We start from the raw sequence: 12,452 nt of genomic DNA, 5'->3' as shown, positions 1-12,452 counted from the left end.
CCCGAGAGCTTCACCCAGTTTTACCGAGACAGACATCCGAACATTCGGAGCCAGGGAGACCAGGCTCCGCGAGACGCCGAGAGGAGGCGAAGACAGTGGGAAACATCATGATCACCAAAATGACTGGCCAGACCGTTGTCGCTGCCTCCCTGCGTGCCGCCCGTCTGCGGGCGCTCGCCGAGCTCGGTGGAACCGGTCTGGGTCTCGACACCACCGGTGTCTCCGTCGCCCCCGTTGTCAGTGCTCCTGGACACACTGAGCTGTGCCTCACGGGCAGCAGGAGCGTCGACGGCACCTTTGTCGAGACCGGTCTGTCCCGTGACTGGGCGTCGTTCGGCACGTCGTGCTCCCTGCGCGATGAGCGACCGACCCAGGCACCGAAGGCGGCCGTAGCCGCCGCCATGCATGGCGGCTATGCGCAGGTCATCGGTGCCGGAAACACCCAGAAGCAGAACGAGCAGCTGATTAACCAGGCCATGGCCGCCTTCACGGGCGCCAAGGCCTTCCGGATGCAGGCCTTCCGCGGCCCTGAACCCTGGAGAGAACGAACCTGAGCCAGCCTCAGGTCGGCACCTCCAGGGCCGCGGAACCCGTCACACCGGGATCCGCGGCCCTTCTGTTTTGTCCGGTACGCAAGACCACCCAGGCCCCCCGGGGCCTCCGGCCCAGCACCACCAGTCACCTGGGCCGGAACCACTGAGAAGACGAGGAAGACGCCCACAGTGTCCACGGTCATCACACCGCCCACCCCGTCCGTACCGCCGACAAGCCAGATCACCAAGGCCGACCAGGCCGACCCCCCGGAGGTTCTTTCCATGCAGCTCAGCTCGATCGAGCAGGCCGAGTCCCTCGGTCTCCCCATCCCCTGCCGCGCCTTCGACCCCGAGGTCTTCTTCGCCGAGACGCCGGCCGACGTCGAGTACGCGAAGTCCCTCTGCGGCACCTGCCCGGTGAAGGAGTCCTGCCTGGCCGGCGCCCTGGAGCGGCGCGAGCCGTGGGGCGTCTGGGGTGGCGAGCTGTTCGTCCAGGGCGTCGTCGTGGCCCGCAAGCGTCCCCGTGGCCGTCCGCGCAAGACCGAGGTCATGGCGTGAACCCCGCCCACGAGCCCAGGGTCGTCCGCCGGGGAGAGCAGCCCCCGCTGGACAGCGCCCTCCGCCGATCCGTGCGGATCGCCGCCGCCAAGGCCGACGCCGCAGCCCGCATTCCGTTCCCGAACAAGCACCACGAGCAGGACCACCACATGAACCCCGCCGCCGTCGATCCCACCGCCCGCGCCGAGCAGGCCACCGAACGTCAGACCCAGAACAGGATCCTCGAGATGCAACTCCTCCACGAATCCCTGGCCCGTGCCCATATGCAAGACAGGATGCACGAGGCCGAGAACCAACGGCTCGTCAGCCGGGTCGCCCGGGCCCGCAGGCTCAAGCAGCGGGCCGAGCGGGCCTCGATGCGGGCCCGCAAGGCGCTCGCCGTGGCGCTGATGTAGCGCCGTCCTCCGGGGCCTCGACAGGCCCTCCCGGACTCCGGTCCACCCCCGTCGTGCCGCAGGCCGCCCCCCGTCGCCGGGGAGCGGCCTGCGGCCGTTGTCGTGGTGCCGGGGTCAGCCCTTGTGAGCCCGGGCCGCGGTGCCGGGGTCAGTCCTTGCGGGCCCGGGCGGGCTCGGTGGGCTGCGCCGGCCTCGCCGACGGGTGCTCGGCGAACTCGGGCAGCCACTCCAGCATCTCGGCCCGGAACGGGGCCTTGGCACCCAGCTGGCAGAGCACCCCGATGGTGCTCAGCGTCACCCGGTGGATCAGCAGGTACGCGGGCGGCAGGTTCAGCTGCTTGCCCAGGTTGTAGGCGGGCGAGCGCGGATCGGCGATCCGGGCCGCCTGGGCGCGCATCCAGGTCCGGGTGAAGTGGAAGTTCTCCACCGCGGCCGGCTCGATGATCGGCAGCAGGTAGTCCAGCACCGCGTCCGGATCCAGCCGGATCGAGGGCTTCACGAAGCCCTCCTCGCGCAGCATCCGGAGCACACCCGCCGCGTCCCCGGCCAGCGCCATCCGCAGCGAGGCCCCGATCGGCGAGGGCAGCCCGCCGGGCAGCCGGTCCACGGTGCCGAAGTCCAGCACCCCCAGCCGCCAGCCCGCCACCGGGCCGTCGTCCTTCAGCAGCCGGAAGTTGCCCGGGTGCGGGTCCGCGTGCAGCAGACCCGTCCGGGACGGGCCCGCGAACAGGAACCGGGCCAGCAGCTGCCCGGCGCGGTCGCGCTCCTCCTGGGTGCCACCCGCGATCACCTCGGCCAGCGGGGTACCGGCCATCCACTCGGTGACCAGCACCTGGTCGGCCTGGGCCACCACGCCCGGCACCACGATGTCCGGGTCGTCGGTGAACTCCTCGGCGTGCCGGCGCTGGGCCTGCGCCTCCAGCTCGTAGTCCAGCTCCTCCGAGACGCGCTCGCGCAGCTCGGTGATCAGCGGCTTGATGTCCAGCCCCGGGATCAGCGGGCCCAGCAGCCAGGCCACCCGGCTCAGCTGCGAGAGGTCCGCGAGCAGCGCGTCGCCCGCGCCCGGGTACTGCACCTTGACGGCGACCTCACGGCCGTCGTGCCAGACCGCCTTGTGCACCTGGCCGATCGAGGCGGCGGCCGCGGGCCGGTCGTCGAACTCCCGGAACAGCCCGCGCCAGTCGTCGCCGAGCCGCTGGGCGAGCGCGGTGTGCACCTTGGCGGCGGGCATCGGGGGAGCGGCGTCCTGGAGCTTGGTGAGTGCCGCCCGGTACGGACCGGCCACTTCCTCGGGCAGCGCGGCCTCGAAGACGGACAGCACCTGCCCGAACTTCATCGCCCCGCCCTTGAGTTCGCCGAGGACCTTGAACAGCTGGTCCGCGGTGGCCTGTTGGAGCTCGGCGGTGACCACCTCGGCGGAGCGGCCGCCGATCCGCTTGCCCAGGCCGAGCGTGGCGCGTCCGGCTATCCCCAGCGGCAGGGCGGCGAGCCGTGCCGTGCGGGTCATTGCCTTGCGCGGAAGATCGCTCACCCCGGGCCTCCAATCCCTGGCCCCCCGGTTCCGGACGGCCGACCATCTCTACGCCATTGTGCCCGCTCCCCGCTGCGTGCCCCCCGGAATTCCGTGGGGCGGGCCGGGAGCGGCCTCGCTTTGCGGGGAGTTGGGCGGCTTGGTCCGGTGAGTGGGTGGCGCGGGTGGGGTCTGGGGGGTGTGCGCAGGAAGTCGGCTGGGCCGACTTCCTGCGTGGGGTTGCGTTGCTTCCTGTTCTCCGGGGCCCCTCCCCCCTCCCCCCCACCCCACCCGCGCCACCCACCACCGCCCACCACCCACCACCGCCCACCGCCCACCACACCCACCACACCCACCACCCGCGCACCTCGTACCCCGAGGGGTGGCTCCCCGTTCCCTGTCGGCTCGCGCCCTGCCCAGGGCAGGGCGCGAGCCAGCAGAGACCTCGGGCCTGCCCGTGGGGCGTCGACCCCGGTCGGGGGTTCGTCGGGACCGCGGGCTCACCTGGCCATCGGCTCGTATGGCCGGGTGGGTGCCCGTGGTGCCGTGGGGAGGCCGGAGGCTGCCGAGCCGTGCAGCCGCCGGGCCCGCTCCCGTCGGACTCGTTCTCCTCTCCTCTCCTCGCTCCCTCCGCTCCTCAGCCCGGCGGCAGCGGCTGCCACAGGCAGCCGCAGTCCGGGTGCCCGCGCAGCCGCAGGCGCCTTGGCATGCCGTCCCCGGCCGAGACCTCGCACCAGCCGTCCACGCTCGGCGGCCGGCCGCCGTCCAGGTACACCTGGACGTGCAGTGCCGCCAGTCCGGCGACCGCCGTCGCCAGCGCCGTGTCACAGGCCGGGTTCCGGGCTCGTCCGGGTCCTCCGTCGGCGAGCTGGGCCAGGACCCGCGGCCAGGCGGCGTCCTCGTCCTCCCGCCGCAGTACCAGGCAGTGCCCGCAGGCCGACATCCCGGGGATCACCAGCGGCCCGATGACGCCGAACTCCTCGACCACGCCCACGTAGAGGTGCGGCACCCCGGCCCGCAGCAGCAGCCGGGCCTCGTACGTCCCGCCGGCGAAGGCGGCGCTGCCGTCCCGCGGCGCGAGGACCACGAAGTCCGGTGGCGGGTCCCCTGGGCGGCGCCGGGGCACGGGCACCGGAGGCCGTCCCGTGGCGCGCTGCACCGTCTCCCTGGCCGCCGTCGAGCGCAGCCGTCCGACGTCTCCGGGTGGCAGCCCGGCGGGGGAGCAGTCACCGGGTTTCACCCGGCCGCAGTCCGCGACCGTGACCGTGCCGGTGCCGCCCGCCGCGAGCACCGCCGCCACGGCGGCGCCGACCCGGCCCGCGCCCCGCACCTCGATCCGCGCGTCGGCCCGGCGGCCGAGGACCGCCGGAGCGGCGCCCGGCCCGGAGTGGACCAGGGAGAGCGAGGCGAGGTCGGGTTCGAGCAGGTCCCGCTGCTGCGGGGGGAAGCGGGCCAGCGCACGGCGGCCGGCCTCCGCGTCGTCCAGCAGACCGGTCTCCTCCAGGCCGGTGAGCAGGGTGTCGGCCGGTTCGCGGCCGAGCCCGATGCGTTCGCCCTCGTCGAGGAGCTCCGGTCGGTCCCGCGTTCCGTCGAGCAGCGCGAGGAAGTCGCAGAGGGTCTTGTCGGCGTTGCCGAGCACCCCGGCGAACCGGGTGACGGTGCCGAACTGCAGGGTCTCCGAGTCCCGCCAGCTGCGGGACAGCGCGGGCTTGATGGCGAGGCGCACGACGATCTCCCTTCCGATCGTTTCCGGACGGCTGACCGCAGCTTGCCCTATCGCGCCGGCCTCGTGCAGAAAGTTATCCACAGGTCCGTGCTCATGATCACAAGATCCGTTCGCACGCCCTGTGGATAACTGGCCATCCCCTTCGGCGTCGGTTTCCGGACACCCCCCGTCGACTTTTCGTTCGCGATCACTCCATGAAAGATTCCGGCCATGGCAGCGGACTTCTGTCCGTGGTACCGGGTAACGTCGTGTGCCATGGCAGCCGAGCGGGACTCCCATCCACCGGCGTCGCGTCGGCGTGCCCGTGCGGCGTCCGGGTCGCAGGTCGCGGCGCCGAACACGCGCGGGCGCCCCGACCAGCGGCAGCAGCCGAGGCCGGGCCCACCGCAGCCGCCGCCCGCCGGTGCCACGGCCCCCGAGGCGCACGACCGCGGCCGGGTCGAGGTGCGCCGCAGCGCCCGCCGCAGCCGTACGGTCTCCGCCTACCGCGAGGGCGACCGCACCGTCGTGCTGATCCCGGCCCGGATGTCGCACGCCGAGGAGCAGCGCTGGGTCGCGCAGATGCTGGAGAAGCTCGCCGCCCAGGAGTCCCGGCGGATCCCCGGTGACGAGGCCCTGATGACCCGGGCCCGCGAGCTGTCGGCCGACTATCTGGACGATCGCGCCCGGCCCAGCCAGGTCCGCTGGGTCACCAACCAGAATTCCCGCTGGGGCTCCTGCACCCCCAGCGAGGGGACGATCCGGCTCTCCCACCGTCTTCAAGGCATGCCGGAGTACGTGCTGGACTACGTGCTGCTGCACGAGCTGGCGCACCTGCTGGTGCCGGACCACGGCCCGGCGTTCTGGGCCCTGCTGGAGGCCTATCCGCGGACCGAGCGGGCCCGCGGCTACCTGGAGGGCGTGGTCTCCGCCGCCCGGCTGCCGCACATCCCCGGCGCGCGGCACGCGGACCCGGCGCCGACCGGGTCGGACCCGGCCGCCTCGTGCGGCTGAGGCCGCTGCGGCGCGAGCGGCGGGTGGTGCGAGAGGTCGTGGCGCGGGAGGCCGACGGAGCGAGAGGCCGGCGGCACGAGTGGCCGGTGACGCGAGTGGGCCCGGTGGTACGAGTCCGGGCTCGGCGCGCACCCGGCCGGTCCGACCGGGAGGAACGACGGAAGGGGGCGCGGCCAACAGGTCCGCGCCCCCTTCCGGTGTCACACCTCAGCCGGTCAGCTGCCGCGCCCGGGCCACCAGGTCGCGCACCGAGTGGTCGGTGAGCTCCGGCAGCCGGTCGTAGTCGAACCAGCGCAGGTCCAGCGACTCCTCGCTGATCAGTGCCTGGGCGCCGGCCGGGGCCAGCGCGATGTACTGGACGTCCAGGTGGGTGTTCTCCGGCCGGTCCTTGCCGGTGCAGCGGACCAGGTGCCGGTCCAGCTTGGCCGGCACCGGGGCGCCGTCGCTCTCCAGCAGCACCAGGTCGGGGATGCCGGACTCCTCGACGGCCTCGCGCAGCGCGGCCTCGGCGAGGCCGCGGTCACCGGGCTCGCAGTGCCCGCCCATCTGGAGCCACATGCCGACCTTGGGGTGCAGGGTGAGCAGCACCCGCCCGGCCTCCGGGTCGACGACGGCCGCGCTCGCGGTGATGTGCGCGGGCAGGCAGGAGCGGTACAGGCCCTCGGGCTGTGCGGCCAGGTGCTCCAGGTAGTCCAGCCGCAGCTGCTCCTGGTCCGGGTCGGCCGGCCGCCACCCGCTCAGCGTGCGGACGGCGTCCGCGTGCAGGCCGGTGGTGGAGGCCCCGGCGCCGGAGGTTCCGGTGGAGGGCGTCCCGGTGGCGGGCGTCTCGCTCGTCGTCATGCGGTGGGCTCGCCCTTTCCGTCGGTGCCGTCCTCGTCGGTCCCCGGCTGCTCGTCCTTCTTGGTGAGGTCGGGCTTGCCGGCCGCGGCCTCGCCGAGCAGCTTGTCGAACGCGTCGAAGTCGATGCCGCCCTCCAGGTCGTCGCCGGAGCCCCGGTGCACGAAGGCGTCCGGGTCGTCCAGGTCGGCGGCGGTGGGCAGCATGTCCGGGTGCTCCCAGAGCGCGTCGCGGCCCTCGATGCCGCGGGCGTCGGCGAGCAGCGCCCAGAGGCGGGAGGCGTCGCGCAGCCGGCGCGGGCGCAGCTCCAGGCCGACCAGGGTGGCGAAGGTCTGCTCGGCGGGCCCGCCGGCCGCGCGGCGGCGGCGGACGGTCTCGCGCAGCGCGCCGGACTGCGGCAGGTGCGGCGCGGCGGCGGCGTGCACGACGGCGTCGACCCAGCCCTCGACCAGCGCGAGCGCGGTCTCCAGGCGGGCGAGTGCGGCCTTCTGCTCGGGGGTGTCCTCGGGCTGGAGCAGGCCGCCGGCCAGCGCCTCCTGGAGCGCCTCCGGGTTGCTCGGGTCGAGCTGGCCGACGAGCTCCTCCATCCGGGAGGTGTCGACCTTGATGCCGCGTGCGTAGGCCTCGACGGCGCCCAGCAGGTGGGCCCGCAGCCACGGCACGTGGGCGAAGAGCCGCTGGTGGGCGGCCTCGCGCAGGGCGAGGTAGAGCCGGACCTCGTCGGCGGGCACGTTCAGGCCCTCGCCGAACTCGGCGACGTTCTGCGGCAGCAGCGCGGCCTTGCCGGCCGGGGCGAGCGGCAGGCCGACGTCGGTGGAGCCGACCACCTCGGCGGCGAGCGCGCCGAGCGCCTGGCCGATCTGGGTGCCGAACATGGCGCCGCCCATCGAGCGCATCACGCCCATCAGCGGGCCGGCCATGGCCTGCATCTCCTCGGGCAGGACGCCGCCCATGGCGTTGCCGACCCGCTCGGCGACCGGGTCCACCAGGTCCTTCCAGACCGGCAGGGTGGCCTCGATCCACTCGGCGCGGCTCCAGGCGACGGCGGTGCCGGCCCCGGAGGGGAACTCGGTGGAGCCGTCGAGCCAGAGGTCGGCCAGGCGGACGGCCTCGGCGACGGCGGAGCGCTCGGCCGCGCTGACCGAGCGGTCCTTGCTCTTGCCCTCGGCGGGCTCGGCGACCACGCTCTGGCGGGCGATGTTCTTGGCGAGGTCCCAGTTCACCGGGCCGCCCTCGAAGGAGAGCATCTGGCCGAGCTGCTGGAAGGCGGCGCCGAGGTCGCCCGGGTTCATGCCGCCGAACATCGCGGCGAAGGGGTTGTCGGAACCGGCGCCGCCGGGGCCGCCCGGGGCGCCGGGCATGCCGAAGATCGCGCCGAAGGGGTTGCCGCCGCCGAAGCCGAACGGCTGCGGGCCGCCGCCGGACTGCTCCTGGTCCTTCTTCTTCTGCGCGTCGTCGGGCTTGGCCTTGCCGTCCTCGGGCTCCTCGGGCGGAACGCCGAATCCGAAGGGAAGGTCGCTCACGGGGTCCTCGATCCGGTCGGCCGTCATGCGGGTGTGGCGGAAAAGTCTGCGCCCGGGACGGCGGCGGAGTGGGGGACTCGGGGGCGGCTCCCGCGCGGCAGGCCCGCGCCGGGTGCACCGCCGGGCCTTCGCCTCGGGCAGGATGGACGTACGTGACACACGTCCGTACGCACATAAAGCTAACCGTGGAGGATGGCCGGTGAGTTCCCCGCCCTCGGACGTTCGCTCTGGGCTGACCGGAGGAGAGGACGCGTCGGACACCACGGCGTCGCCGCCTCCAGCCTACGGCGGACGGCCGCTGACCGTGGCGGTCACGGGTGCCGCGGGGGTGCTGGGCGAGCGGGTGGCCGCCCGGCTGGTGGCCTCGCCGCACGTGCGCAAGGTCCTCGCGGTGGACGACCGGCGCGGTGACGTGCCCGGTGTGCAGTGGCGGGTGCTCGACGTGCGCGACCCGGCGGTGGCCGAACGGCTGGCCGGCGTGGACGTGGTGGTGCACCTGGCGATGGACTTCGGCATGGAGTCCGACGCCCGGGCCCGCAGCGCCTACAACGTGCGCGGCGCCCAGACCGTGCTGACGGCGGCCGCGGCCGCCGGGGTGCACCGGGTGGTGCTGTGCACCTCGGCGATGGTCTACGGCGCGCTGGCCGACAACGAGGTGCCGCTGGCGGAGGACTCCGAGCTGCGGGCCACCGAGGAGGCCTCGCTGGTCGGGGACCTGCTGGAGATCGAGCGGCTGGCCCGCCGGGCGCCGCGCGCCCACCCGGGCCTCCAGGTGACGGTGCTGCGCCCGGCCGTGGTGGTGGGCCCCGGCGTGGACACCGTGCTGACCCGGCACTTCGAGGCGCCCCGGCTGCTGGTGGTGGCGGGCTCCCGGCCGTGCTGGCAGTTCTGCCACGTGGACGACCTGGCGGCGGCGCTGGAGTACGCGGCGCTGGGCCTGGTCGAGGGCGAGGTGACGGTCGGCTGCGACGGCTGGCTGGAGCAGGAGGACGTGGAGCGGCTGTCCGGGATCCGCCGGATGGAGCTGCCCGCCTCGCTGGCGCTCGGCACGGCGGCGCGGCTGCACCGGCTGGGCCTGACCCCGGCCCCGGCCGGGGACCTGGCGTACACGATGTACCCGTGGGTGGTGTCGGGCAGCCGGCTGCACGAGGCGGGCTGGCGCCCGGCGCACACCAACGAGCAGGTGCTGGCCGAGCTGCTGGAGCAGGTGTCCGGCAAGCACGCGGTGGCCGGGCGGCGGCTGGGCGGCAAGGAGGCGGCGACCAGTCTGGGGGCGGCCGGGGCGACGGTGGCGCTGGTCGGTACGGCGGCGCTGGTGCGCCGGGCCCGCAAGCGGCGGCGGTTCTGACCGGCCGGTCCTGACCGGTCCCCGTCCGGTCGGGCGGTCGGTCGGGCAGTCGGTCGGGGCAGTCGGGGCAGTCGGTCGGGCGGGCAGTCGGGCGGGGGGCAGTGATTCTCACGATGCGAAATTTTGCCGTCGTGATGCGGAAAGTGCTTGCCCCGCAGCGTCCCGGATGGGGAATCATGGGGTCATGTCCGAGAACCACGACCCCATCCGCCTGATCGCCGTCCGCGACACCCCGCTCTCGCTGGACGAGGTGTACGAGGCGGTCGGCGACGACGCGGCCGGCGGCACCACCGTCTTCGTCGGGACGGTCCGGGACCACGACGGCGGCAAGTCGGTCTCCGCGCTGGAGTACAGCTGCCACCCGACCGCCGAGCAGGAGATGCGCCGGATCGCCGAGAAGGTGGTCGCCGACTTCCCGGTCCGGGCGCTCGCCGCGGTCCACCGGGTGGGCCGGCTGGAGATCACCGACAAGGCCGTGATCGTCGCCGTCTCCTGCGCCCACCGCGGCGAGGCCTTCGCGGCCGCCCGTCGGCTGATCGACGACCTCAAGCACGAGGTGCCGATCTGGAAGCACCAGGTCTTCTCCGACGGCGGGGAGGAGTGGGTGGGCGCCGGTGGCTGCTGAGGGCGGTCCGTACGGCGGAACCGATCGGCACATCCGGCGCGTCCGTCGGGTCAGGCGCGCCGTGGTCTCACTCCAACGGGTCCCTGGCGGCGCTCCGAATACTCCCTGGAAGTGAGCCGATCGGCCGTCCCGTAACCCGGATGGCGCCGGCCGCGTTGTCCGCCGGAGTGGTTAATCTGCTCATAGACACGACGAGCTGGGAGTACTGGTATGGGTGTGCTCGCCTGGTTGATCATTCCGGTTGTCGCCGTCCTGGTCGCGGCCCTCTGGGCGGTGTGGGCCCAGCGGGAGCCGCGGGCCACCGGGGATCCGGCCTCACTCGCCGAACACCGGCGCTTCATGGCCGCCATGGAGCGCACCACCGCGGGCGCGGCCGCCCCCGGTGAGGGCTCCGGCAGGTAGCCCGGCGGGCGTCGCCGCGGGCGCGTCCCGTACTGTCGAGGCATGCCACGCCGCTCCGCGACGATGCTCGCTGCCACCCTGCTGCTCATAGCGCTGCTCTGCGTCTCGGTGCTGATGAAGGTGCCGTACACGGAGATGAGCCCGGGCCCGACGTACAACACGCTCGGCAACCAGGGCGGCAAGCCGGTGATCAGCATCAGCGGGCACGAGTCGTACCCGACGAGCGGTCACCTCAACATGACCACCGTCCAGGTCACCGGGGCCAAGTACGAGCCCAGCCTGGTCAACGCGGTGGTCGGCTGGCTGCGGGACGACGTGCTGGTGGTGCCGCACGACAACGTCTACCCCAAGGGGCAGTCGGACGCGGAGGCCAAGAAGCAGAACGCCGAGGAGTTCGCCTCCTCCGAGGACAGCGCGCGCACCGCGGCGCTCAAGCAGCTGGGCATCCCGGTCGGCAGCGAGCTGATCGTCAAGTCGGTCACCGCGGGCGCCCCGGCCGAGGGCCGGCTGCACGCGGGCGACCAGATCGTGGCGGTGGACGGCACGCCGGCCGGCTCGGTCGACCAGGTGGTCGCGGCCGTCACCAAGCACAAGCCGGGCGAGTCGGCGGTCTTCACCGTCGTGCCGCGGGTCAAGGACGCGAACGGCGCCGCCGCGCCGGGCGGGAAGACCGACGTCACCGTCCCGACCGTACGGGCCAAGGACCTCGACCCGAACGCCCCCGCCGAGCGGGCGGAGCTCGCGGTGGTGGGCATCGGCACCGGGATCCGGCACACCTACCCGTTCCAGATCGACATCGGCCTGCAGGACGTGGGCGGCCCGAGCGCCGGCCTGATGTTCTCGCTCGGCATCATCGACAAGCTCACCCCGGGCGGCGGCCTCACCGGCGGCAAGTTCGTGGCCGGCACCGGGACCATCGACGACGACGGCAAGGTCGGCCCGATCGGCGGCATCTCCATGAAGCTGATCGCGGCCCGGGACGCCGGGGCCGAGTACTTCTTCACGCCGTCCTCGAACTGCGCCGAGGCGACCAAGAACGTCCCGTCCGGGCTGACCCTGATCAAGGCGGAGACGCTGGACGGCGCGCTGAAGTCGCTGGAGCAGGTCCGCTCCGGGCAGACCTCCGCGCTGCCGTCCTGCGCCGCCGGCTAGCCGCCCGGCGGGCGCCGAACCGTCGCCCGGCCGACGCCGGCCGGCCGATGTCGCCCGGCCGCCCCGGCAGCCACCGGGTGAGCGGCCGCCGGGGGAGCCGGCCCCCGAAAGGGGAGCCGGCCGGAGGGCGTCAGGAGAAGGTCGCCAGCAGCGCGTCGGTCAGGCCGGGCACCAGGTCGGGGCCGGTCAGCACCTCGCGGGCGACGTCCTTGGAACGCAGCCGCAGGGCGATCTCCTTCTTGCCGTCGCGCAGCACCGCGGCGGTGATCCGCACCTCCTCGCGCTTGGGGTGGTTGGCCACCCACTCGGCGAGCTGGGCGTCGGAGGCGCCCCGCGGGCGGGACTGCTCGGCGCCCGGCGGCAGCATCAGGCGCTCGACGACCAGGGCGCAGCCGGCCACGGAGTCAGGCCAGGCGATGGTGCCGAGGAACTTGTCGAGCTCCATGCCGGCCGGCAGTTCGTCCTGCTCGATCGGGGTCAGGCCGGCCTCGTCGCCCTCGGCGAGGCCGAGCTGCTTGGCGATCTTCGGGTTGGCCTTGCGCAGGGCGGCGCTGTCCACCAGGGCGAACAGCCGGGCCGGGAGGTCCCAGCCGAGGGTGGCGGCGTACTCGTCGATCTCCAGCGCGGCCCGGGTCAGCGGGGTGGCGGCCGGGAGCTTGGAGACGTCGTCGGGGGAGTTGTTCAGTTCAGACGCGTCGGACATGCCCCAATCCTCACACGTCGGGCGGGGCCCGCTCGCCGGGCGGGCGACCGTCGTAACCGTCTGCTAACGGTGGGAACTCGGCCAAAGCCTGGTTAAGTTTCTCTGACGACCGACCCCATTCAGCCGACACTGCCGAGGTGCCACCGT

Annotated in this window: 13 protein-coding genes; 8 read left to right on the top strand and 5 right to left on the bottom strand. The window is 73.8% G+C overall.

The window, feature by feature from the left end; genetic code table 11:
* The first annotated feature begins 95 nt into the window (after positions 1-95).
* The 3 genes from ACFWP2_RS05580 (at position 96) to ACFWP2_RS05570 (ending at position 1,486) form a co-directional block, all read left to right on the top strand.
* On the top strand, positions 96-554 hold the full coding sequence (locus ACFWP2_RS05580; protein WP_380448574.1) for a hypothetical protein: 459 nt from the start codon (positions 96-98) through the stop codon (positions 552-554).
* Positions 555-722: 168 nt separating this feature from the next.
* The gene (locus ACFWP2_RS05575; RefSeq protein WP_380448572.1) at positions 723-1,091 is read left to right on the top strand and encodes a WhiB family transcriptional regulator; all 369 of its coding nucleotides are present in this window, start codon (positions 723-725) and stop codon (positions 1,089-1,091) included.
* Positions 1,088-1,486 carry a hypothetical protein gene (locus ACFWP2_RS05570; RefSeq protein ID WP_380448570.1) on the top strand — a complete coding sequence of 133 codons (399 nt, stop codon included), beginning with the start codon at positions 1,088-1,090 and terminating at the stop codon, positions 1,484-1,486. Before ACFWP2_RS05575 ends, ACFWP2_RS05570 begins: the two co-directional genes overlap by 4 nt.
* Positions 1,487-1,634: 148 nt before the next feature.
* Here the strand turns inward: ACFWP2_RS05570 and ACFWP2_RS05565 are convergent, their stop codons facing one another.
* On the bottom strand, positions 1,635-3,017 hold the full coding sequence (locus tag ACFWP2_RS05565) for an ABC1 kinase family protein (protein WP_380448568.1): 1,383 nt from the start codon (positions 3,015-3,017) through the stop codon (positions 1,635-1,637).
* 616 nt (positions 3,018-3,633) lie between these two features.
* A complete protein-coding gene (locus tag ACFWP2_RS05560) occupies positions 3,634-4,722 on the bottom strand; it encodes a TOMM precursor leader peptide-binding protein (protein ID WP_380448566.1) in 1,089 nt (362 codons plus the stop codon).
* Positions 4,723-4,977: 255 nt separating this feature from the next.
* Between ACFWP2_RS05560 and ACFWP2_RS05555 the strand changes: the two genes are divergently transcribed.
* A complete protein-coding gene (locus tag ACFWP2_RS05555; RefSeq protein ID WP_380448564.1) occupies positions 4,978-5,715 on the top strand; it encodes a M48 family metallopeptidase in 738 nt (245 codons plus the stop codon).
* Positions 5,716-5,922: 207 nt separating this feature from the next.
* Here the strand turns inward: ACFWP2_RS05555 and ACFWP2_RS05550 are convergent, their stop codons facing one another.
* Positions 5,923-6,555, bottom strand: coding sequence for an NUDIX hydrolase (locus ACFWP2_RS05550; RefSeq protein ID WP_380448562.1), 633 nt, complete (start codon positions 6,553-6,555; stop codon positions 5,923-5,925).
* The gene (locus ACFWP2_RS05545) at positions 6,552-8,075 is read right to left on the bottom strand and encodes a zinc-dependent metalloprotease (protein WP_380448560.1); all 1,524 of its coding nucleotides are present in this window, start codon (positions 8,073-8,075) and stop codon (positions 6,552-6,554) included. The genes ACFWP2_RS05550 and ACFWP2_RS05545 overlap by 4 nt, the downstream gene beginning before the upstream one ends.
* Before the next feature lie 199 nt (positions 8,076-8,274).
* Here ACFWP2_RS05545 and ACFWP2_RS05540 point away from each other — a divergent pair, with 199 nt between their 5' ends.
* The 4 genes from ACFWP2_RS05540 to ACFWP2_RS05525 all read left to right on the top strand — a co-directional run bounded on the left by ACFWP2_RS05540 (position 8,275) and on the right by ACFWP2_RS05525 (position 11,602).
* Positions 8,275-9,423 (top strand): NAD-dependent epimerase/dehydratase family protein, encoded by a 1,149-nt coding sequence (locus ACFWP2_RS05540; RefSeq protein ID WP_359825151.1) that lies wholly within the window; start codon positions 8,275-8,277, stop codon positions 9,421-9,423.
* Between the two features lie 184 nt (positions 9,424-9,607).
* The gene (locus tag ACFWP2_RS05535) at positions 9,608-10,048 is read left to right on the top strand and encodes a molybdenum cofactor biosynthesis protein MoaE (RefSeq protein WP_380448558.1); all 441 of its coding nucleotides are present in this window, start codon (positions 9,608-9,610) and stop codon (positions 10,046-10,048) included.
* Between the two features lie 228 nt (positions 10,049-10,276).
* Positions 10,277-10,450, top strand: coding sequence for a hypothetical protein (locus ACFWP2_RS05530; RefSeq protein WP_380448555.1), 174 nt, complete (start codon positions 10,277-10,279; stop codon positions 10,448-10,450).
* 42 nt (positions 10,451-10,492) lie between these two features.
* Positions 10,493-11,602, top strand: coding sequence for a PDZ domain-containing protein (locus ACFWP2_RS05525; protein WP_380448553.1), 1,110 nt, complete (start codon positions 10,493-10,495; stop codon positions 11,600-11,602).
* 130 nt (positions 11,603-11,732) lie between these two features.
* Here ACFWP2_RS05525 and ACFWP2_RS05520 read toward each other — a convergent pair whose 3' ends face one another.
* Positions 11,733-12,305 carry a PPA1309 family protein gene (locus ACFWP2_RS05520; protein ID WP_380448551.1) on the bottom strand — a complete coding sequence of 191 codons (573 nt, stop codon included), beginning with the start codon at positions 12,303-12,305 and terminating at the stop codon, positions 11,733-11,735.
* Positions 12,306-12,452: the final 147 nt, after the last annotated feature.

It is taken from the genome of Kitasatospora sp. NPDC058444, assembly GCF_042721415.1.
Lineage (GTDB): Bacteria > Actinomycetota > Actinomycetes > Streptomycetales > Streptomycetaceae > Kitasatospora.
This window is presented reverse-complemented; position numbering and strand designations above follow the sequence as displayed.

Excerpts from the sequence above, each read along its gene's own strand:
- ACFWP2_RS05555 (WP_380448564.1), top strand. The coding sequence starts at position 4,978 with ATGGCAGCCGAGCGGGACTCCCATCCACCGGCGTCGCGTCGGCGTGCC.
- ACFWP2_RS05550 (WP_380448562.1), bottom strand. The coding sequence starts at position 6,555 with ATGACGACGAGCGAGACGCCCGCCACCGGGACGCCCTCCACCGGAACC.
- ACFWP2_RS05535 (WP_380448558.1), top strand. The coding sequence starts at position 9,608 with ATGTCCGAGAACCACGACCCCATCCGCCTGATCGCCGTCCGCGACACC.
- ACFWP2_RS05525 (WP_380448553.1), top strand. The coding sequence starts at position 10,493 with ATGCCACGCCGCTCCGCGACGATGCTCGCTGCCACCCTGCTGCTCATA.
- ACFWP2_RS05520 (WP_380448551.1), bottom strand. The coding sequence starts at position 12,305 with ATGTCCGACGCGTCTGAACTGAACAACTCCCCCGACGACGTCTCCAAG.